The 20,206-nt window shown below is 45.0% G+C and carries 19 protein-coding genes; 10 read left to right on the top strand and 9 right to left on the bottom strand.

The genetic code is table 11. From position 1 onward, the window contains the following. Nucleotides 1–21 precede the first annotated feature (21 nt). The 3 genes from AC57BQ_RS02050 to AC57BQ_RS02040 all read right to left on the bottom strand — a co-directional run bounded on the left by AC57BQ_RS02050 (nt 22) and on the right by AC57BQ_RS02040 (nt 4,063). Complete coding sequence (locus tag AC57BQ_RS02050) at nt 22–1,212, bottom strand: glycoside hydrolase family 130 protein (RefSeq protein WP_496404691.1); 1,191 nt, start codon at nt 1,210–1,212, stop codon at nt 22–24. Between the two features lie 22 nt (nt 1,213–1,234). Further along, the gene (locus AC57BQ_RS02045; protein ID WP_496404690.1) at nt 1,235–3,067 is read right to left on the bottom strand and encodes a sodium:solute symporter family protein; all 1,833 of its coding nucleotides are present in this window, start codon (nt 3,065–3,067) and stop codon (nt 1,235–1,237) included. 120 nt (nt 3,068–3,187) lie between these two features. Further along, nucleotides 3,188–4,063 (bottom strand): AraC family transcriptional regulator, encoded by an 876-nt coding sequence (locus AC57BQ_RS02040; protein WP_496404689.1) that lies wholly within the window; start codon nt 4,061–4,063, stop codon nt 3,188–3,190. Between the two features lie 879 nt (nt 4,064–4,942). On the opposite strand from AC57BQ_RS02040, the gene AC57BQ_RS02035 reads away from it, so the two are divergent. From AC57BQ_RS02035 to AC57BQ_RS02020, 4 genes are read left to right on the top strand one after another with little or no spacing between them, the layout of a single operon-like run. Then, on the top strand, nt 4,943–5,746 hold the full coding sequence (locus AC57BQ_RS02035; RefSeq protein WP_090464100.1) for an MlaE family ABC transporter permease: 804 nt from the start codon (nt 4,943–4,945) through the stop codon (nt 5,744–5,746). A gap of 1 nt (nt 5,747) precedes the next feature. Beyond that, nucleotides 5,748–6,521 carry an ABC transporter ATP-binding protein gene (locus tag AC57BQ_RS02030; protein ID WP_496404688.1) on the top strand — a complete coding sequence of 258 codons (774 nt, stop codon included), beginning with the start codon at nt 5,748–5,750 and terminating at the stop codon, nt 6,519–6,521. A 23-nt stretch (nt 6,522–6,544) separates the two neighbouring features. Further along, nucleotides 6,545–7,531, top strand: a complete 987-nt coding sequence (locus AC57BQ_RS02025) for an MlaD family protein (protein WP_496404687.1) — start codon at nt 6,545–6,547, stop codon at nt 7,529–7,531. A gap of 13 nt (nt 7,532–7,544) precedes the next feature. Next, a complete protein-coding gene (locus tag AC57BQ_RS02020) occupies nt 7,545–7,862 on the top strand; it encodes a DUF3784 domain-containing protein (protein ID WP_496404686.1) in 318 nt (105 codons plus the stop codon). Nucleotides 7,863–8,800: 938 nt separating this feature from the next. On the opposite strand, the gene AC57BQ_RS02015 is transcribed toward AC57BQ_RS02020, so the two are convergent. Beyond that, on the bottom strand, nt 8,801–9,223 hold the full coding sequence (locus AC57BQ_RS02015) for a winged helix-turn-helix transcriptional regulator (protein WP_496404685.1): 423 nt from the start codon (nt 9,221–9,223) through the stop codon (nt 8,801–8,803). A gap of 83 nt (nt 9,224–9,306) precedes the next feature. Here AC57BQ_RS02015 and AC57BQ_RS02010 point away from each other — a divergent pair, with 83 nt between their 5' ends. Next, on the top strand, nt 9,307–10,194 hold the full coding sequence (locus tag AC57BQ_RS02010; protein WP_496404684.1) for an NAD(P)H-binding protein: 888 nt from the start codon (nt 9,307–9,309) through the stop codon (nt 10,192–10,194). A gap of 138 nt (nt 10,195–10,332) precedes the next feature. On the opposite strand, the gene AC57BQ_RS02005 is transcribed toward AC57BQ_RS02010, so the two are convergent. The 3 genes from AC57BQ_RS02005 to AC57BQ_RS01995 form a co-directional block, all read right to left on the bottom strand. Next, nucleotides 10,333–11,499: an acyltransferase family protein gene (locus AC57BQ_RS02005; protein WP_496404683.1), complete on the bottom strand. Its 1,167-nt coding sequence runs from the start codon at nt 11,497–11,499 to the stop codon at nt 10,333–10,335. 80 nt (nt 11,500–11,579) lie between these two features. Then, on the bottom strand, nt 11,580–12,314 hold the full coding sequence (locus AC57BQ_RS02000) for a hypothetical protein (RefSeq protein ID WP_496404682.1): 735 nt from the start codon (nt 12,312–12,314) through the stop codon (nt 11,580–11,582). A gap of 153 nt (nt 12,315–12,467) precedes the next feature. Beyond that, nucleotides 12,468–14,348, bottom strand: a complete 1,881-nt coding sequence (locus tag AC57BQ_RS01995; RefSeq protein WP_496404681.1) for an SPFH domain-containing protein — start codon at nt 14,346–14,348, stop codon at nt 12,468–12,470. Nucleotides 14,349–14,479: 131 nt separating this feature from the next. Between AC57BQ_RS01995 and AC57BQ_RS01990 the strand changes: the two genes are divergently transcribed. The 5 genes from AC57BQ_RS01990 (at nt 14,480) to AC57BQ_RS01970 (ending at nt 17,184) form a co-directional block, all read left to right on the top strand. Next, complete coding sequence (locus AC57BQ_RS01990; protein WP_496404680.1) at nt 14,480–14,929, top strand: hypothetical protein; 450 nt, start codon at nt 14,480–14,482, stop codon at nt 14,927–14,929. Between the two features lie 49 nt (nt 14,930–14,978). Next, a complete protein-coding gene (locus AC57BQ_RS01985; protein ID WP_496404679.1) occupies nt 14,979–15,383 on the top strand; it encodes a hypothetical protein in 405 nt (134 codons plus the stop codon). Between the two features lie 200 nt (nt 15,384–15,583). Beyond that, entirely contained in the window at nt 15,584–16,129 is a 546-nt protein-coding gene (locus tag AC57BQ_RS01980) for an RNA polymerase sigma factor (RefSeq protein WP_496404678.1), read from the top strand. Continuing rightward, complete coding sequence (locus AC57BQ_RS01975; protein ID WP_496404677.1) at nt 16,110–16,376, top strand: hypothetical protein; 267 nt, start codon at nt 16,110–16,112, stop codon at nt 16,374–16,376. The genes AC57BQ_RS01980 and AC57BQ_RS01975 overlap by 20 nt, the downstream gene beginning before the upstream one ends. A gap of 124 nt (nt 16,377–16,500) precedes the next feature. Then, complete coding sequence (locus AC57BQ_RS01970; protein WP_496404676.1) at nt 16,501–17,184, top strand: ATP-dependent Clp protease proteolytic subunit; 684 nt, start codon at nt 16,501–16,503, stop codon at nt 17,182–17,184. A 241-nt stretch (nt 17,185–17,425) separates the two neighbouring features. On the opposite strand, the gene AC57BQ_RS01965 is transcribed toward AC57BQ_RS01970, so the two are convergent. Further along, nucleotides 17,426–18,652, bottom strand: coding sequence for a multidrug effflux MFS transporter (locus tag AC57BQ_RS01965; protein WP_496404675.1), 1,227 nt, complete (start codon nt 18,650–18,652; stop codon nt 17,426–17,428). A 292-nt stretch (nt 18,653–18,944) separates the two neighbouring features. Further along, nucleotides 18,945–20,168, bottom strand: coding sequence for a BamA/TamA family outer membrane protein (locus AC57BQ_RS01960; RefSeq protein WP_496404674.1), 1,224 nt, complete (start codon nt 20,166–20,168; stop codon nt 18,945–18,947). Nucleotides 20,169–20,206 lie beyond the last annotated feature (38 nt).

Genomic DNA, 20,206 nt, shown 5'->3' with positions numbered 1-20,206 from the left:
TTAAGTGTTGAATAATCATATTCAGCTCTCTTGCGGCTGACGCGAATTTTTATTACTGTTGATAATACCATAAACAGTATCAACCGAGGTTGAAGATCTTAGGCCATCTGCAGGGGTATTGGTCACATAATCTAATAACTTCTCCAAAGTAGTAGTGGCCACATGCATTCGGGTATCTGACGATGCATAGTAAATATAAACCGAACCATCGTCATCGGCTATCCAACCGTTGCAAAATACTACATTGGAAACATCTCCCACACGCTCCTCCCCTTCCGGGGCTAAAAAATAGCCGCCGGGTTTGTATATCACATTGGTAAGGTCTTGCAGATCGGTCATAAACATATACAACACATAGCGCAAACCCGCAGCGGTATTACGCACCCCATGCGCCAGATGCAGCCATCCTTTTTTGGTTTTAAGCGGCGCTGGCCCCTGGCCATTCTTGGCTTCGTAAACCGTGTGGTAGCTTTTATTATCGATGATGGCTTCGTGGTCAATAAAGGCATGCTCCATGGTATCACACAAACCAAAACCTATACCGCCACCGGTACCCGCGCTGATAAAACCATCCTGCGGACGAGTATACAGGGCATATTTACCATCAACAAATTCCGGGTGTAACACCACGTTGCGTTGCTGGAGCGAATTGGTTTTAAGATCGGGTAGCCGTTCCCAGGTTATCATATCCTTGGTGCGCGCTATACCACAGGCCGCTACCGCCATCGACTGGTCATGTGCCGGTGCGGCAGGATCGCGTCGTTCGGTGCAAAACAAGCCATAAATCCAGCCATCCTGGTGGCTTGTGAGGCGCATATCATACACATTGGTATCGGGCCCATGAGTTTCTGGCAGACGTATTGGATAATCCCAAAAAGTAAAATTATTGACACCATCAACGCTTTCAGCAACCGCGAAAAACGATTTGCGGTCGACACCTTCTACCCGGGCCACTACCAGGTAGCTACCATTAAATTTGATGGCTCCAGCATTAAAAACCGCGTTGATACCAAATCGTTCCATTAAATAAGGATTGGTTTTGGCATCCAGGTCATAGCGCCAGTTAAGCGGTATATGTGCTGCCGTAAGCACCGGATATTTATAGCGGTTAAATATGCCGTTACCAGTTCCGGCTATTTCATTCGGCCTGGTTATCAGTTGTTGCTGTTCTTCCTGTAGCCGGGTTAAACGGTACTCAAATTCCTGTTTCATATAGATAGACTTAGGCTGATATTCAATAATCTTTTAGTTTATTCCACCATGTTTTTTTCAATATGATCACGATCACTGCCAGTAAGGCTATAGTTACCAGCAAAGGCAGTCTCTGATGCAATATGAGGTACATGGGTAAAATGGTAAGGCACAGTTGCGCTATAGTGCCTATCACCACGTTGAACATATTCAGTTTAAAGTTTTTGTTGGGTACAAACGCGGCATCATCGGCTATCACCAATTGTTTTACAGGCTCCCAAAATCCCCAGGGGCGTACCGTGCTGTAAAATGATTTTAGCACGGCCATATCAGTAGGTACAGTAGCGTACGAGCCGATAATTGAACCCGTCAATGATAGCAGGAACAGCAGCGGGAACCAGTACAACAGTTCGTTGGATGGTATCAGCACAGAAAATATCATCGAGGATAATATCCCGGCCAGCATCCCATAAAAAAAGCCATTGGCGTTAAAACGCCACCAATGCCATTTTAAAACATTGGATACGACATAGCCGCCATAAAGGGCCGATACGATCCACTGCAGGGCACTATTTACGTCTTTTATAAAAAATCCCAATATCACACCTATTGCTACCACAACTATGCCTACCAAATAATTCATGGTGATGATCTTTTTATTTGATGCTGTTGGATTTACATATTTGAGATAAATATCATTAACGATGTAAGCCTGCGCCGCATTCATGGTACCACTAAATGTGCTCATGAATGCACCCAGCAAACCAGCCAGCAGCAAACCCACCAAGCCAACGGGCAAAAAATTATTGATCACCGCGGGCAAAATCCGTTCAAAGTCGATAGCTCCGGTAGCATCCCTGAGGTTCATTTCATGATAATACAGCAAACCCAACACGGTAAGGCTCACAATAAGCGTGTAACGGATGGGCAACAGGATGATATTCACAAAGCCGCTCATTTTACTGGCCTCCTCGGGCGAGCGGGTTGAGAGGATCTTTTGCATATCATAATTGGGTGCGGGTCCGGCAAGCGCGGCAAAGAAACCTTTAAAGGTCATCATCATAAAAAACAACCCGAACAGCGAATAGCCATCATCCTTTATCTTTTGATTAACCTCCGTAATAATACCCGACCAGCTTAAACCCAACTGCTTGCCAAAAAAGGGACTGTACCAACCGTTGGGTACGTTCAAATGCTGCCCCATGAGTTTATGAGCAGCTATAAAACCTATCCAGATACAAGCTACGGTCATGATGCCGTATTTGATCATATCGCCCAGCACAATGCTGTGCATGCCTCCTAAAATAGAGTAAAACATGGCAAATAAGGTGAACACAATACCATACACGTGCGGCACATATTGCGGCGCAACCCGGAAGGGTATATAAACCTTAACCAACTCCCAGGGGACAAATATTTCGATGAATTTGCCCAGCCCTATAAAGCCATAGGCCAAAAAGCCAAAACAACTAAGCAGCGCAAAAGCGATCACGATCATGTGCGAGCTACCCACACCCATACCAGTTTTACCAAAGCGGGTAGCTAGCCACTCGGCCCCGGTAGCAGCATTTGACCTGCGCAGCCAGCGCGACAGGTACATCATCAAAAACACCTGGTTAAATACGGGCCAGAGCCAGGGTATCCAGATACTTTTCATCCCATATACAAAACACAGGCTCACCATCCACATGGTTCCGCTGATGTCAAACATATCGGAGGCATCGCTTAAACCCAGTTTATACCAGGGTAGCGATTTACTGCCAAGCATGTAGCTTTCTTTATTCTCGCGTGCTTTTTTACGATACCATAAGCCAATGAATATGGTGCTGAGCAGGTATAAAACGATAATGAAAACATCCAAAAAGTGAAGCTTCATTGGCCCAAAAATGTAAAAAGTGTAAAATGGATGTCTATTAAACTGGTTATCAAAAATAGTCTTATTCAGGATTGATTTATAATACTATTTTAACCTAATTTTTACCCGATTGCTAAAAACCTAAATAAAAACACGATTGCCAGTGTAGGTTTCCCGGAACTCTTTGGGGATGCAGAGCTTCTTTCTCTTAAATATACGATTAAAATTCGAGATATTATTGAAGCCACACTTATAAGCGATCTCGGCTATGGTGTTGGTGCTGTCGATAAGCATACGGGAGGCATGGCCTAGTCTGATCTCGTTCAGACTGTCTATGAAGGTTTTACCGGTGCGTTTTTTGATAAACCTGCTAAATGAAGCTTCGGGCATATTGGCTATGCGGGCTACCTCGGCCAGGGTTACCTGCTTGTGATAGTTGAGGTTCATGTGTTCAAATACCTTTTCAATGCGCCTGCTGTTGTAGTAAAGCTTTTCGTTGCTAAAACTGGCATCAGAAACGGTGCGCATATTGCGCGATATGGAAAGATCATGCAATACAGACATCAGCTCCAATACCGAATCGAACCCGCTTTTTTGGGCCAGGCCAATGATGCGGCCCTTGAGCGCCTGTATGGTCTCGAGCGAGAATACAATCCCTCGCTGCGAGCGCTCCAGCATACTTTTCAAAAAGCTTAACTGGTTGCGTTTCAGAAACTTCTCGTCAAAAAGATCCTTATGGAATTGTATGGTAATTTCGGTAATCTCTTCACTTTGGCATTGATGCGTAAACCAGGCATGGTACAAATTCGGACCGATCAGCGCCAGTTCCAAATCCTCAATAACTTCAATATTACCGCCCACTACCCGCCGGGCGCCTTTGGCATTAACAATCAGGTTTAGCTCGTACTCGTCATGGTAGTGAAGCGGAAAATCGAACTTCTTTTTAACCCTCGAAAAAATGGTAAAACAGTCGCTTGGAGTTAGCGGCGTTATTTCGCGCATTACATTATTGATCATCGCAATTGAGTATATAAAAATTGGCTTTGGTTTTGATACGAATTTAACATAAATATAGTAGATATTTAGTTTATCCTAATCAAAAATCTTATCTTCTTGCCTCAAATGGCACTTTTTAAAGCTTTATTTTAACACTTTTTAACATAAAATGCGGGCAAAACAGCCTGTAAAAGCTCAAACCCTGGCACAAAACCCCTCATTTTAACACTTTTTAACAAATTTTAACACGACTATAGCAAGGTTTAAAAAGTATAGCGAATCAATTTCCCGATCAAAAAAGCCCAAGCTCTGTGCGATTCCTTCCCTCGGGAAGGGGAGGAAGGGGTTTATGGAATAGGATAATCATCGCGCGTAGAAACCCCTCCCTGCCACTACACCTACCTAGCGCGCCCCTCCCGTGGGGAGGGAATCAAAAATGACACTTTCTTAGTCCCCTTGTCAAAAATTTTTGGTTTTATCATAGAAATCACCATGACACCCTATTTGAACAACCGCCTACCCGCACAGGCTTCATTCATCGTCACCCCTGGATAATAAAAGCACGCCAATGAAATTTTACACTCCATCAACCATATTTTTCCGGGCGAATTATTCAATATAAATTATAACTGTTAGGTTTGCAGGCAATTGCAGTTTTAACTTTTTACCCAAACGGTCAGAAACTTAAACTCAATTTAATATGTTATTAAATTCTGCCTCCTTAACTTACGGGAGTGTGGGCTCATGACTTTTAATTTGGCTTATTAATTGTATAATGAATTCGAATTTATCAGGCAAAAACATGAAATTGCCATATTATATATAGGTTCAAACAATTGCCATAAGTTATTGTAGAGTAACCATAATTAATTTGTACAAATACCTACTATATCATATTTAATGGATACAGCAGAAAGCGCAACAACGGTTAAAAAGAATTCGAAGTTTAAGCAAAGCCTCATCAACTTTTTTACCGACCTGTATAAGATCAACCAGTTCATTTTACGTTTTTTCAGGGAGGCATTTGTACCTCCTTTTGAACTTAAAGAGATTGTACGACAGTGTTTTGAAGTAGGTGTGCGTTCCTTTACGCTCATATCGGTAACCGGCTTTATTGTTGGGGTGATATTCACCAAGCAATCACGCCCTTCGCTATCGGAGTTTGGGGCGCAATCATGGCTGCCATCGCTGGTATCTATCGCTATCATGCGGGCATTGGCCCCTTTGGTAACCGCGCTTATCGCATCGGGCAAGGTAGGTTCAAGTATTGGCGCCGAGCTGGGCTCTATGCGGGTAACCGAACAAATTGACGCGATGGAAGTATCGGGCACCAAACCGTTTAAGTTTTTGGTGTGTACCCGCGTACTGGCCACTACCCTCACTATCCCTATCTTATCAACCTATACCGGCTTGATAGCCATATTGGGCGGCTATTTAAACGTAAGCCAAAACGAAGGCACCAGCTGGAGCGCCTTTATACAGCAGGTGTTTGAGCCTTTAACTTTTGTTGATTTTGTGGCCTCGCTAATCAAATCAATCGTGTTTGGTTTTACTATAGGTATTGTAGGTTGTTACCAGGGCTATAATTCAACCAAAGGAACGGAGGGTGTTGGCAAGGCGGCCAACGGCGCGGTGGTTACGGCCATGTTCCTGGTATTTATTGAAGAAATTATTATTGTGCAGATAACCAGCTGGTTCCGTTAATATGAAAAAGACACAAACACAGGCAGATCATAGCAACCCGGTTATCAGCATCAGGGGACTTAAAAAGGCCTTTCAGGATTATGCCGTGCTCCGCGGTATCGACCTTGACCTTTACCAGGGCGAAAACCTGGTGGTGCTTGGTCGTTCGGGTACGGGTAAATCTGTATTGATCAAGATCATCTCGGGCCTGCTGAAACCTGACGCGGGCGAAATAACCGTACTGGGCCATAACATGGAGCAAATAACCGAAAAAGAACTGCAGGACCTGCGGGTGAGGATCGGTTTTTCGTTCCAGAACAGTGCCTTGTATGATAGTATGACGGTACGCAAAAACCTGGAATTTCCACTGGTGCGCAACCGCAAGGGTATTACCCGCGCCGAGATCAATACCGCGGTTGAAACGGTACTGGATGCCGTTGGCCTGTCGCAAACCATTAACCAGATGCCCTCCGAACTTTCGGGCGGTCAGCGCAAGCGTATTGGTATTGCCCGAACGTTGATCCTGAACCCTGAAGTGATGTTGTATGATGAGCCCACAGCCGGGCTTGATCCGATAACCTGTATCGAGATCAACGACCTGATTAACGAGGTGCAGCAGCGTTACAATACCTCATCCATCATCATTACACACGATTTAACCTGCGCCAAACAAACCGGCGATCGGATAGCTATGCTGCTCGACGGGCAGTTTCAGCGTACCGGTACTTTTGATGAGGTTTTTGACACCGATGACAGTCGGGTTAAACCATTTTTTGACTATAACTTTATTCACTAAGAACAGATATTATAACCATTATCATGGATGCAACAGAAAATAGAAAAGCAATTACAGTAGGCATATTTTTAGCGCTTGGCCTTATCGTATTTATACTGGGGGTATTCACGCTTGGGGGCCAGCAAAAAAGCTTTGTAAAAAATATAAAAATAAGCTCCGTTTTTAGTGACGTGGCTGGCTTAAAAAAAGGCAATAACGTATGGTTTTCCGGGGTTAAAGTGGGGACTATCAGCAATGTTAAATTCATTGGCCCATCACAGGTACAGGTGTTTATGAATATTGACGAGGCCTCCCAACAATATATACACCGTAACGCGGGCGCCAAAGTAAGCTCAGATGGATTGATAGGCAACAAGATCATTGTGATTGACGGCGGAAGTCCGCAGGCCCCTGAAATTCAGGATGGAGACGTGCTGCAGGCCGAAAAAATGCTATCCACCGATGATATGCTCAAAACCCTGCAGGACAATAACCAGAACCTGCTGGCCATTACCACCGATTTTAAAGTCCTGAGTCATAAAATACTGGAAGGCAAAGGCACTGTAGGCGCCTTAATGGCCGATAGTACCATGGCTATGCAACTGCGTGCCGCCATGCGTAATTTGCAGGCTGCCACACAAAGCGCGGCAACCATGGCTGTACAACTCAACAGTTTCAGCGCTAAAATGAATACCAAGGGTGGCTTTGCCGATAAACTACTCACCGACACCGCTACTTTTAACAAAATAAGCCAGTCGGTTAGTCAATTACAAAAAGCAGCGGCTAATGCATCAACCCTGACAGACAACCTCACCAAAGCCAGCAATAAACTCAATACTACCGATAATGCTATCGGCGTATTGCTGAACGACCCTAAAGGCGCAGCACAGGTACAAACCACACTAAACTACCTGCAACAAAGCTCCGTTAAACTTAATGACGACCTGGAAGCGGTACAGCACAATTTCCTGCTGCGCGGCTTTTTCAAAAAGAAAGCAAAAGCCAAGGCCGATAGTTTAAAAGCTCAATAAGCATTTAACAGGTATGCAAAGCGGATGTATGGTATTGGGGATAATTGAGATGTGCGCTGCGGGGCTGCTCATTTTTCTGGCGTATCTTATCAAATACAAAAAAAGGGTTGAGATCATTGCCGGCTATGACGAGCGAACCTGTAAGGATAAAGACGGCCTGGCTAACTGGATAGGCGGCAGTCTCCTGATCACCGGACTCATATGTCTTTTATTAGGCATTGTAGCCACCCTGATGCCCAACCATACCGATCACATGATGATCGCCTTTGGCATTATTGTACTCTTGTGGGTGGTTATAGTCAATATAGGCGGGCGGAAATATAAGGGGTAACGACTCTCCCGCCTGCGCTTCGCTGTGCACCCCTCTCTTCGCCTTCGGCGAAAAAAGAAAGAGCTATACTTACACTCCTTCATGTCATTGCGAGGAGGTACGACGAAGCAATCTCGTAGCTATTCTTGCCGATGAGAACGCGAGGAGATTATTAATGTTGATAATTGTTTTTCAAGGGTATTAATGAGCTCCCTCTGGTCGGTTATCCACGCTTCGCTCGCAATGACATGGTTTTGATTTGTTATTCAGAAGTCCCTCTTTGCGCTGCAGGCGAAGAGAGGGTGGTCGAGCGTAGCGATGACCGGGTGAGTCGGTTCTGCGATTAGTAAAGCAACAGTTCAATAAACCCCTCCCTGCCACAACACAATCCAACCGCACCCCTCCCGTGGGAAGGGAACTAAAAAGAAAATTCCGCTTTTCGTCGAAGGTCTCTTCTCTCTGCGCATCATTGCGAGGAGGAACGACGTGGCAATCCCCTACTTACAGAGCCGCTCTGCTAATCGGGGATTGCCACGCTGCGCTCGCAATGACGCGTGTGGGTTACCCCTCTTTCCGCCGAAGGCGAAGAGAGGATGGTCAAGCGCAGCGATGACCGGGTGAGTCGGTTCTGCTATTGTAAAGCAACAGTTCGATAAACCCCTCCGGTGGAGTTACTGTATGGACACATCTTTTTTTTAATAAACCCCGGAGGGGTTGAATGTTGGTAGAAATAAGATTGAAAGAAATTTTACGTGCCGTAGGTACGGCACCTTTTTAACTTTGTAGGTTAAATAATTGTGTAATAACAATCAGAATCTCGGTTAGTTTAGTACCTACGGCACTAAAAAAGGCGGGATTTTATTATTTCTACCAACATCTTGCTCCTCCGGAGCAACTTTTAAAAATTGTTAGCTTATCAAAAAGATGTGGTCAAGCGCAGCGATGACCGGGTGAGTCACCTATGCCACCGTATCCGGGTGCAAGATCTTTCCCGGGAACTCATCCAGGTTTTTATAGTATATCCTGGGATCGGTACCGCTTTGTTCTATGGCCCATACCGCCATGCTATATAAAATAGGCTTTAATCGTGAACCGGCGATGGTAAGACTGTAGGTTACATAGGGCGGCACCACAGGCTTGGCTTCTCTCGATATCAGTCCATCGGCTTCCAGTTGTTTCAGGTGCTGGATCAGCACTTTTTCGGTAATGGCCGGGACGGCTTTTTTGAGCTCGCTGTACCGTTTGCTGCCCGATAACAGGTGGAACAAAATAATGGGTTTCCAGTATCCACCTATCTTTTCCATTACGTAAGTCACCGGGCATTCTTTAAATGCCGTCTGCTTATTTTCCTGAATGGTTGAACTTTCTTTGATCGCTGTCATGGATACATACTTTAGGGTAAGTACTTGTATAAAAGTAAGTACTAAGATAGCTTTGCTGGTAATAAAAACAAAATATAAAATTTATGAAAATCACCATCACAGGCTCATTGGGCAATATCAGCAAACCACTGGCAAAACAATTAATAAAAGCAGGCCACCAATTAACCATCATCAGCAGTAATGCCGAAAAAGTAGCAGCTATTGAAGCTTTGGGGGCAACAGCCGCCATCGGTCTGGTTACCGACGTCGACTTTTTGACCAAAGCTTTTACAGGTGCCGACGCGGTTTACACCATGGTTCCACCTAACTTTGGGGCAAGCAATTATAGGGAATATGTGGGCAGTATCGGCAGAAATTACGCGGAGGCTATTGCAAAGGCAGGCGTATCGCGCGTAGTGAATCTAAGCAGTATCGGCGCGCATCTTAACGCGGGCACCGGTCCTATCGCAGGAAATCACGATGTTGAATTGGAACTCAACAAACTCAGTGATGTAGCTGTAAAACACCTGCGTGCGCCGTTCTTTTATGTAAACTTTTTGAGTAATATCGATATGATCAGGCATATGGGGATCCTGGGCTCCAACTACCCGGCTACGGCCAGACTGGTTATGGTTCACCCGGAGGATATCGCTGCCGTTGCCGCGGAAGAACTACAACAGGAATTTACCGGAAAAAGCGTGCGTTATCTGGTAAGCGACGACCGTACCCTGGGCCCGATAGCCACCGTTTTGGGTACCGCCATCGGCAAACCTGAACTGCCATGGGTTGAATTTACCGACGAACAGGCTTTGAACGGGATGCTGCAAAACGGCTTGCCACCAGAAATTGCCCGCAACTTTGTGGAAATGGGAACCGCCATACGCTCTGGCATATTATGGGGCGATTATGATCAAAATCAACCCAAGGTAAAGGGCAGCATTAATCTGGAAGCCTTTGCAGAGGAATTTGCGGATAGGTTTCAGCAGGCGTAAAATATAAAAACGCGTCATTGCGAGGTACGAAGCAATCTCTACATAAGCAGGTCGACAATGCTTATTAGCTCTGTATAGCATAGAGATTGCTTCGTACCTCGCAATGACGTGTGGTTTATAACTGGTTTAGGTGAGGCTTTAAATAATCGCCTTCACCCCAGGTATCTTCACCAGTAAATTACCTAAGGCAAATGAGCCGATAACCGCCAGCGGCGCTACAAACAGCAATTTGATAGCGGGATCGGCATTCAAGGGTCTGAACAGCATGGACAGGGATATTAGTATCAGCGGATGAAAGATATATACTGCAAACGTAGCCCTCGACATACTTTTCATGAACGCTGACTGCAGGTTCCATTTTTGCCTGGCAATGCCCAGCAAAGCCACAATAATAAAGATCCCGGTAAACTGCTCCCAGCAGGCATACATTAATGATTGCCAGTGCCCATCGCCATTAAAGGTTTCTATGGGACTGTTGGTTGTTACTTTCACGTAGTAGATTATCGGGAATACCACCACGATCATAACGCCAACCATCCAGGCAAAACCCTTGCCCATTTTATAGCTCACTATCTGAAGCCATTGCCCGCGCGAGGCTACTATACCTAAAGTAAACAAGGCGATGTATTGGACAAAGTGCCCCAGCTGAAAACCAACCGGTTTAAGTACCCAGCCAACCGGAAATACCGACCTGACGAGGTAGCTGCCTAAAGCCAATGTAAGCGCGAATAAAACCACGGTGAGTGCGGAAGGCATTTTCCCCGACGAGGATAGTTTGCTTTTAAACAGCAACATGATACCCACATACAGTAAACTGAACAGCAACAAGGCCGCCACAAACCATAATACCCCAAAATCTATCCAGGGATGAAAACCACCCAGGAATTGGATATAGGTGATATCATGACCCAGCGCAAAACGGTAAACCAAATAGCTTAATACCGGCGACAGGATAAAGGAGTAAAATATAAGGGGGATGCCCAGCCGCTTTAATCTATCGGCAATAAAACGTGCCGCGCCTTTTTTATGGTAGGACGATTCGGTGAAATAGGCCGAGATAAAAAAGAAAAAGCCCATAAAAAACGACTGATTGGTAGCTACAAACAAGGTCATGGGTATCAACGCGGCGGTGTGTGTGGTTTTTTCGGCATAATACCAGCCTCCGGGAGCGCCATAGGTAATAAAAGTATGGTGCAGTACCACCAGAACGGTGAGCAGTACTTTTAGATTATCGATATATACAATTTTTTCGGTTTGTGTATTACTGCCAGCGGTAACGGGTGATACAACGGTTTGAACTTGCATTGGTATAGGTTAAGGGATGTTTTATAATTTGATACCCCTAAAGGATGCTTTTTTTTCAAATTAGTTACACCGCTTTGCAATTATTTGATCAATTGCCCTGCATTGCGTTTATCCGGGGGCAGTGCGAGGTAGCTTTTATAGCTGGCGCTTAAATAATTAGTGAGGTTAAACTCCGGCGCTGTATAAACCTTAACCGATGGGATGTAAAGCAAGATAAAGTTATCCAACTCAGGACCTGTGAGGGGCACATATTTGGCTATATTATCTGCTGTAAATACTCTGGCTATCTCATCACGGGTTTGTTCGTTCTCTAAAAATTCAGCCTGTTTCTTTTTATCCTTTTCGTCTTTGTTCCAGTAATGCAAGCGGAGTATTACGCCGCCTTTGGGGTCGCCTTTGGGATTACCAGGGCTGGGGGCATTACGCTGATAGATCATAGTTTGCCCATGAAATTCCGGGTCGACATAACCGCTTGCGGGCTTTTTGATCTCCACATTGGTTACCTTAACCTCTTTCAGTTCGTTTTGCTTGGCGGTTACAAACACGTCTCTTCCGCGCAGATCGGTTACCAGAACGGTGTCTGGAAGATAAAAAGCACTTTTAAACAGGAGCAGATCGCCAGGTTTTGCCGGGATGCTGAATTTACCGGCTTTATCGGTTGCAGTAACTTTACCATTAGTTGAATTTTCAACCCGCAAACCAGAGACTACGGTATGCGACTTGATTTCATAAACAGTACCTTTCTGCACACCCTGCCCATAGGCCAGTGCCGAAATAAAACAGGCGATCAAAATAAGCAGAAGCTGACGAGGCATGGAATAAAATTAAGCCAAAAAATCAAAACACAAATTTACAGATAAACTTTTTAACTTAATTTAACATATTAACAAGCCGGTAAAAGAAATAAAAAAGGACGCCTGCATGGCGCCCTTTTTTATTTACAGGATACGTGGTGTTAAACGTATAACTTATTGCTCACTTTTTCCCTCCTCATTCGCTTTCTGTAATTTTTTGAGCATTTCGGTGCCTATCAGGGCATCTATCATACCGTTACCGCCGCCGTCTTTACCGCTCACCAATATTTCAGGTACCAGTTTAATACCGTTGCTGGCCAAAGCTTCGGCTACACGCACAATGGCGTATTGTTCGGTACCCATGGCTTCGGTTTTTTGTTTGGTTACCTCGGCCTCGGCCAAACCTATGGCTTTGATTTTGGTACTTTCGGCAATACCATTTACTTCGGTAGCATTGGCGTCGGCTTTGGCGTTCACTGTTTTAGCTTCGGCATCAGCTTTAGCTATGGTGATCCTTACTTCGGCATCGGCTTTAGCGTTAATGGTTTTGGCTTCGGCCTCACCATGTGACGCGGCAACTTTTGAAGCAGCCATCTGGGTGTTGATCTCAACCTGGCGGGTTGATTTTACCACCTCCGGCTGCATATCGGCACCGGCACGGGCGCTTTCAAATTCCTTACGTTCAATTTGCGCGTGGCGTTGTATCTCGTAAGTCACCTTTTCCTCTTCGGCCAGTTTACGGTCGGTGAGGGTTTTCATCAGGGCAGCTGGTGGCACGATGTCACCTATCAGGGTATCCACACCAATTACGTTATAGGTGGTTAACACAGCACCGATATGGTCGCGGGCATCGCTTTGCCTTTGGATACGGTTAGCCAAAAAGCCGATCACATCACTCTTTTGTGCCGAGTTACGGAAATAGTTGGCGATGGTAGGTTCCAATACCTGCGATACCAGGTTTTTCATCTTACCAAAACGGGCTATTACCTTTGGTGCTTCGTTACGTGGCACGTGGATGATCTGTGACACATCCAGGTTGAATGTAAAACCATCGGATGACCTTACCGTAATGGTACACAGGTTTTTATCCAGTTCATGCGCTTCAGTGCGGCTATCGGCCCAATTCAACACAATGTTGGTTGTAGGAACAATTTCCACAGCATGAGTATAGATGTTGATAGGGTGTTTACCCGGATCAAGCGGATCTTCCCAAACACCTTTCTGCCCAACGTGAACAATATTACCGTGTTTAAAAGCATCGCCACTGGTATCTTTACCTTCGGGGCCCACAAAGGAGTTCACCACACCTACATAACCGATAGGTATATAGGTCATATCCACCTGTTCAACAATCACAAACCAGGGGTTCAGGTAATAGGTACCGGCCAGTATCACATCTTCCTGTAAACCTTTACGACCACCTGCGTTGATGAACGCTATAGGGTCCTGGTAGTTTTTATGCCCCGATACAGATTCACCGGCGATCTCCCCTTTGTCCAGCGGCTCACCATCCAACGTGGTTACGATACCCACCTTGTTTTCGTGGATCTGGGTGATAGGCACCATCTCGATCTCAAACAAAAAGGTATTGATACGGTAACTACCCGGCGTAAGGAAAGCAGCCTGCGGACCTTTCTGACCATTATTGTCCAAAAAGGCAATAGCATCCTGGAATTTGTCGCAGTCAACCGGTTTGCCCAGCACACGACCAGTATCCAGCGCTGCACCATCTTTTGCCTTTACCAGTCCCAGCTTGTTTTGCTCAATAACGGTAAAGGGTTCCATGGTGATACCGTATTGCCATGGCCACAAACCCCAGTACAAACCCGGCGCAAGCGCTTTGGCCTGCATACCGGCCTCGCCATGAATAGCGATGATACGACCATCGGGCAAGCGCGATTTGCCAGACAAGGTGAACTTTTTAACCACCAGGCCAATACGGTTATCCGGCACGATCACCATACCGAAAAACACGCGTAAAACAAATTTGTACATCACAAAAATCAGGATGACAGGCACAGCCCACCAAAGCATAACAATTAGATTGTTGTTCATTTTTTTTAAGATTTAATTTTTTGATTTTTTAACGGAACCCTTAAGGTGCGGGCCCTCACAATTACTTATAGCTTAAACTGGATTGGAGTACCTTGGCTATATAGTGTCATTAGGACAGTTGCAATTACAGGATGTTACAACTTTTTCAAAAAATATTTTTGACTGTTGATTTTTTTGATGATTACGTTGATTTCGCTGAATTGTTTACCCTTCCATCAGACTCACCCGGTCTACGCTTCGCTGGATCGCCCTCTCTCCGGCTTTGCCGGAAAGAGGTTTTTTTTATTTATACATCCCCTCTTTGCGCAGCACAGAGGGGTGCCGTGCGTAGCGCCGGCGGTGTGAGTCGACTGTACGCAATACCACACTGCAAACAATTCAACTTCCCGGGAGTTAAAATAATAGTATCTCATTTAATCTCCACGATCATGAATACTTCAGCATTAAAAAAAAGCACTGGCAAAAAAGCTACAGGGACTAAATCAACAAAAGAATTACAAACCGACTTGCCACTCAGTGAAAAAGACGAAGTAAAAAAAGCCGAGGAACGGACAAACAAGCATCAGAAACATAAACCTTGATTTTATACTTTAACCGTAATTGCATAGCTTAGATAAAACTAATGTGATCATGAAATTTTACGGCTTTATATTATTTGCACTGGTGTTAGGTGTTATGGCATCATGCAAACCCGCAGTTACCACCAAGGCGCTTATCGGCAAATGGAAGTATGTTAAAATAGAACACCCCAATGCCAGTCCGCCGGATACCATGAAAAAGGCCGACCTGGATGAGGTTGTCCCTTACATACAATTTACGCCCGAAATGAAATATGTTATTGTATGGGGTGGCAAATTCCTGTCGCACGGCAGCTTTACGCTTAATGGCAGCAATATAAATGTAAAAGAAGTATCTGATAATAGAACCCACAATTTTGTTTTCTACGTTTCGGAATTGACAGATGACAAGATCGTTTTTGAAACCACCGGGCCGGAGGGATCAAAGGTTACGGCGTTAAGGGCGAGTAAGTTTTAGATTTGAGAACAAGGAGCAAGGATTTTTGGAGCAAAGACCGAACGAAAGATAAATATAAGTCGATAAGAAATCCTTGTTCTTTGCTCCTTTTATCCTTAATCCAAAAGTCCTTGCTCCCAAAATCCCTTATCCAAAAATCTTTTATCCAAAAAAAGGTGATATATCTGTTATAATTTACACATCGTAATAAACAGTGAACAATGGATGCAGTTAATTTAGAAGAGCAGGTTGCAGAACGGCAGCAGCTTTTCATCACATTATATCAAAAAGTTTTCCCGGCGGTGGCCCGGTATGTAGGCAAATGCGGCGGATCATTTGACGAAGCCAAAGATGTTTTCCAGGACGCCCTGCTGAGTTATTACGAAAAAAGCAGATCGGCCGATGCGGATATCAAGAGCAGCGAAGGAGCTTACATTTATGGCACCGCCCGGTATCTGTGGATCAAACGGTATAAGGAAGGCCAGCAAACTACGCAACTGGACGACAGCGCCGCCGCGGATCTGACCATGGAAACTACCGTCCCCCTCTCCGAAGATAAATTATTGCATTTTTTAGAAACGGCGGGTAAACGTTGTATGGAGCTGCTCCGCTCCTTTTATTACGACCAGTTACCGATGACCAAAGTGGCGCAATTATTCGGCTTTTCCGGAGTGCGCTCGGCGACCGTGCAAAAGTACAAGTGCATTGAAAAAGTAAGGGAATCCGTTAAACAAAAAGCATTAACCTATGAGGACTTCCTTGAATAATATAGCACAAACCGAAGCCTACCTGCTCAAAAGAGCAAACCCGGCCAACTCGCTGTTGTTCGAGGCCAAAACCTTGCTTGATCAAGATCTGCAGACCCGTGTTTCGCAACAGCAGCAGGTATATAGCCTGGTACAACAATATGGCCGCAAACAGGTAAAAACCGAGATAGAGGCCGTTCACCAGCAATTATTTAACCAGCCCGAACATCTGAGTTTCAGGCAAAAAATAGCACGCTTATTTAAATAGAGTCAGAAATCAAGAGCCAAGAATCAAGACCATAAAACAATTACAAACTTTAAAATGATGTTTTAATTCCTCGCTCCTGGTTCCCGGATCTCGCTCCTTCACGTCACTAAAAAACCAAAAAATTATGAATATCGATAAACAGGAATTCCGCAAATATGCGGTCATGCACCATGCTATTGCCGGTACCCGGGTAGATAGTTTTATTGCCGGGGTCGAAAAAAGCGCCCTTCCCACAGCCATGACACCCTACATCACCGAAGAACGTGAAATGCGTGTGGCCCAGATGGATGTATTCTCGCGCCTGATGATGGACAGAATCATCTTTTTGGGCGAAGCCGTTGACGACCATGTGGCCAACATCATCCAGGCCCAGCTGCTCTTTCTGCAGTCGACCGATGCAAAAAAGGATATACAGATGTATATCAATTCGCCGGGCGGTTCGGTTTATGCCGGTTTGGGTATTTATGATACCATGCATTTTATAGGTCCGGATGTAGCCACTATTTGTACCGGTATGGCCCTCTCGATGGGTTCGGTATTGTTATGTGCAGGCGCTGCCGGTAAGCGTGCCGCACTCAAACATTCCCGCATCATGCTGCACCAGCCGTCGGGCGGCGCGCAGGGTATGGCATCAGACATTGAAATAGCCTCCGTCCAGATCAAGAAAATGAAACAGGAATTGTATGAGATCATTGCCCAGCACAGCGGCCAGCCCTATCAAAAGGTTTACGATGTATCCGATCGGGATTACTGGATGATAGCCAGCGAAGCCAAAGAGTTCGGCATTATAGACGAGGTGCTGGCATAGGACCTCACCCTGCCCTCTCCAAAGGAGAGGGTTCTGAAATAGCCTTCAAAATATGGCCGATACCTATTGCGTCATTGCGAGCGATAGCGTGGCAATCCCTAATAAGCAGATCCGCTCTGTAAGTAGGGGATTGCCACGCTGCGCTCGCAATGACGTTATTTTTTCATACCCGACTTCGCTCCCTGCGACCAGTACAAGTTGAGTCCTTTATCTTTTGTCCTAAAGTCCAATAGTCCAAAAATCAATGCGCTATCACCCCAGCATCTGCAGATGCCTCCACTTTGTGTTTAATAAACCGCTTGCCTATTAACAAAGTGAGCAGCGCCACCACAGCTGATGCCGCCATAACTCCTGCCATAGGCAAGGGACTGTGACTTTTAATCAGAGTAATACCAACCGATGCCAGCGAACCGATCCCCATTTGAAATGCGCCCAAAAGCGCCGATGCCGAACCCGCGTTTTTGGTGAATGGAGCCAGCGATAAAGCCGCGGTGTTAGGATAACTGATACCCACGCCGCACAGTACACCAAATATCATGGCAATGGTGCCGCCAATACCAAACCAGTTATTAAACGACCCTATTAAAAACACCGTCGAAATAAACACCATCCAGATCAGTGAGGCGTTAACCAGTTGCTCGCTTTTGTACCTTTTCATCAGGATACTGTTTACCTGGCTCGAGCCGATAAACCCAACAGAAAGACCGGCGAAGATCCATCCAAAACTTTTCTGATTCACTTTAAACACATCAATAAATACTATGGGTGACGAGGATACATAAGCGAACAAACCCGCAAACGCGAACGCGCCGCAAAGTGAATAAGTTAAAAACTGTTTATTTTTTAGTACCTCCAAAAAGTTGCCAATGATAGGTCCGGGTTTTAAAGAATACGAGGGATCAGGCTGGTAGCTTTCGGGCAGTAAAAATATAACGGCCAGCAATATCAGCACGGCAATAATGGTTAATATCAAAAATATCACCTGCCATTCAAACGCCGCTGTAATATAACTGCCAATAGTAGGGGCCAGCATAGGCGAAGCACCCAGTACCAATATCAGCAACGAAAATACTTTAGCATTTTCCTCAACCGGGAAAAGATCACGCACCATAGCCATAGCCGCAACGGTGGCCGCACAACTGCCTATCGCCTGGAAAAATCGCATCGCGATCAGCATCTCCAATGAATTGGAAAAGAAACAGCCGATGGAGGCAACGATATAAAGGCCCAATCCAAAATATAAAGGCCGTTTACGACCATACCTATCCAGCAAGGGACCATACAACAATTGCCCTACAGATATACCTATAAAATAGCTCGACAGGGATAGCGCCACCTTATCGGTAGTGGTATGTAAATATTTGGCGATGGCTGTAAAACCAGGTAGGTACATATCAATAGAAAACGGGCCCAGTGCAGTTAATGAACCCAGGATAAGTATCAGTAATACGTAACGTTTTTTTGTCATGTGATTTTTGGCAGATGGTCAGTTTGACCAGTTAAACAGAATAATAACAGGATATTACCGGCAAGGTACAGAAGGATCTTTTACTACGAATGGCCGGATAAAAACATGCCACGAAAATAAAATTTAAATTCCAAAACCCGTATGGTTATTTTGTCATTTAATCATTTTAGTCCATGGTCGATAGTCCATAGACCATGGATTACATGCTATTCCTACTCTATGGACCATCGACTATGGTCTATGGACTCCCGTTCTATTAACTATGGACTATCGACCATCGTCCATGGACTAACTAAAAAGTTTCGCCCAAATTCAGGTAGATGGCGTTGTAGTTTTTACTTGCGCCGTAATCCAGGGCAATATTGGTTCCTGATTTTTTATTGAACTTGAAACGCAAGCCTGTACCGCCCGCCGGGTGCCAGTACACAAAGTTATGACTGGTGGCTTCGGTAACGGAATTTACATTGGCAAATAAAACAAAACCGAGCAAACCATTGCGGGTAATATCGCGCCGGTATTCGGTCTCGAAATAGGCCAGCCGCTGTCCGCGGTACCTGTTTTGCACAAATCCCCTGCCCGATCGTTGATAGGGTTCCCAACCCAGGCTGGGCAAATTCAGGTACGGTGTACCGGGGGTAAGAGAGGTCCAATAGTACGACCAAAAAGCCAGCACACTTTTAGGGCCCGAATTACTGAGCGATACGTACTTGCGCAGATCTATATATAACGACTGCCAGTTATTATGACTGCCCAACATTCTTCCATTGATCCTATAAACCACATTAGCATACGCTCCCGGTAATGGGTTGATGGAGTTTTTACGGGTATCGTACAACAAATTGAGCGTGGCACCCGATGCCAGTACGTCCTGCCCGGTTGCTGTACCGTAGTTATATTTTGTAAAATCACGCAGGTTGTTGGCACCGTCAGCTTCAATATCGGTGTAATAATCCAAATTGTAGCCAATGCCTGCATAAAAATAGGGCTTAATTCTTTTGAGTACCGTTTGATAAAAGCGCAGGTATTGATAATTCACCAAAAAACGGTCGCTTTCGGGTCGATTGCCACCCAGCCCCCAGGTATATTGCGGATAAATTAAATAGCGGGTATCACCAACTATATTCCATTGATTATTATCGAGCCAGATATTTGACCGGATCGGCAAGCCATACCTTCCCTTAAGATTAAAGTAAGGGGTAAATATAAAGCTAGACAAGTTGGTTGTTGAAGGATCACCGAGGTATACCGCTAATGAAGTTGAGGTAAAAAGCGCCTTGCCACCACTGCGGCCATCCGACGAAGATATAGGTAAAATGGAGAAGTAAACCTTCTTTTTCTCTAATGCAGTTATCTTCCGCGGTTTTATTTTAAATATGGACCTGGCTACGTCGATAAGATCTTTTTGAGCAACTGTATCAACAGGAGCATTAGCGGTATCGGTAATGGTAGTCGTGCTTTGGGCCATCACAACAAAAGGGAACAAACAAAAAAGTAATGCCGAAAACGCTTTAACCATTATATATTAAACCAAATATTGAATGTTACTGTTTGTAA

It is taken from the genome of Mucilaginibacter sp. BGA-UO-ETr-C110, assembly GCF_059567985.1.
Note: the sequence above shows the minus strand (reverse complement) of the source record. Positions and strands in the feature narration are given on the sequence as shown.

Bases quoted from the DNA above. Each gene is read 5' to 3' on its own strand.
- AC57BQ_RS02050 (WP_496404691.1), bottom strand. From the start codon at position 1,212: ATGAAACAGGAATTTGAGTACCGTTTAACCCGGCTACAGGAAGAACAG.
- AC57BQ_RS02045 (WP_496404690.1), bottom strand. From the start codon at position 3,067: ATGAAGCTTCACTTTTTGGATGTTTTCATTATCGTTTTATACCTGCTC.
- AC57BQ_RS02040 (WP_496404689.1), bottom strand. From the start codon at position 4,063: ATGATCAATAATGTAATGCGCGAAATAACGCCGCTAACTCCAAGCGAC.
- AC57BQ_RS02035 (WP_090464100.1), top strand. From the start codon at position 4,943: ATGGATACAGCAGAAAGCGCAACAACGGTTAAAAAGAATTCGAAGTTT.
- AC57BQ_RS02030 (WP_496404688.1), top strand. From the start codon at position 5,748: ATGAAAAAGACACAAACACAGGCAGATCATAGCAACCCGGTTATCAGC.
- AC57BQ_RS02025 (WP_496404687.1), top strand. From the start codon at position 6,545: ATGGATGCAACAGAAAATAGAAAAGCAATTACAGTAGGCATATTTTTA.
- AC57BQ_RS02020 (WP_496404686.1), top strand. From the start codon at position 7,545: ATGCAAAGCGGATGTATGGTATTGGGGATAATTGAGATGTGCGCTGCG.
- AC57BQ_RS02015 (WP_496404685.1), bottom strand. From the start codon at position 9,223: ATGACAGCGATCAAAGAAAGTTCAACCATTCAGGAAAATAAGCAGACG.
- AC57BQ_RS02010 (WP_496404684.1), top strand. From the start codon at position 9,307: ATGAAAATCACCATCACAGGCTCATTGGGCAATATCAGCAAACCACTG.
- AC57BQ_RS02005 (WP_496404683.1), bottom strand. From the start codon at position 11,499: ATGCAAGTTCAAACCGTTGTATCACCCGTTACCGCTGGCAGTAATACA.
- AC57BQ_RS02000 (WP_496404682.1), bottom strand. From the start codon at position 12,314: ATGCCTCGTCAGCTTCTGCTTATTTTGATCGCCTGTTTTATTTCGGCA.
- AC57BQ_RS01995 (WP_496404681.1), bottom strand. From the start codon at position 14,348: ATGAACAACAATCTAATTGTTATGCTTTGGTGGGCTGTGCCTGTCATC.
- AC57BQ_RS01990 (WP_496404680.1), top strand. From the start codon at position 14,480: ATGTTACAACTTTTTCAAAAAATATTTTTGACTGTTGATTTTTTTGAT.
- AC57BQ_RS01985 (WP_496404679.1), top strand. From the start codon at position 14,979: ATGAAATTTTACGGCTTTATATTATTTGCACTGGTGTTAGGTGTTATG.
- AC57BQ_RS01980 (WP_496404678.1), top strand. From the start codon at position 15,584: ATGGATGCAGTTAATTTAGAAGAGCAGGTTGCAGAACGGCAGCAGCTT.
- AC57BQ_RS01975 (WP_496404677.1), top strand. From the start codon at position 16,110: ATGAGGACTTCCTTGAATAATATAGCACAAACCGAAGCCTACCTGCTC.
- AC57BQ_RS01970 (WP_496404676.1), top strand. From the start codon at position 16,501: ATGAATATCGATAAACAGGAATTCCGCAAATATGCGGTCATGCACCAT.
- AC57BQ_RS01965 (WP_496404675.1), bottom strand. From the start codon at position 18,652: ATGACAAAAAAACGTTACGTATTACTGATACTTATCCTGGGTTCATTA.
- AC57BQ_RS01960 (WP_496404674.1), bottom strand. From the start codon at position 20,168: ATGGTTAAAGCGTTTTCGGCATTACTTTTTTGTTTGTTCCCTTTTGTT.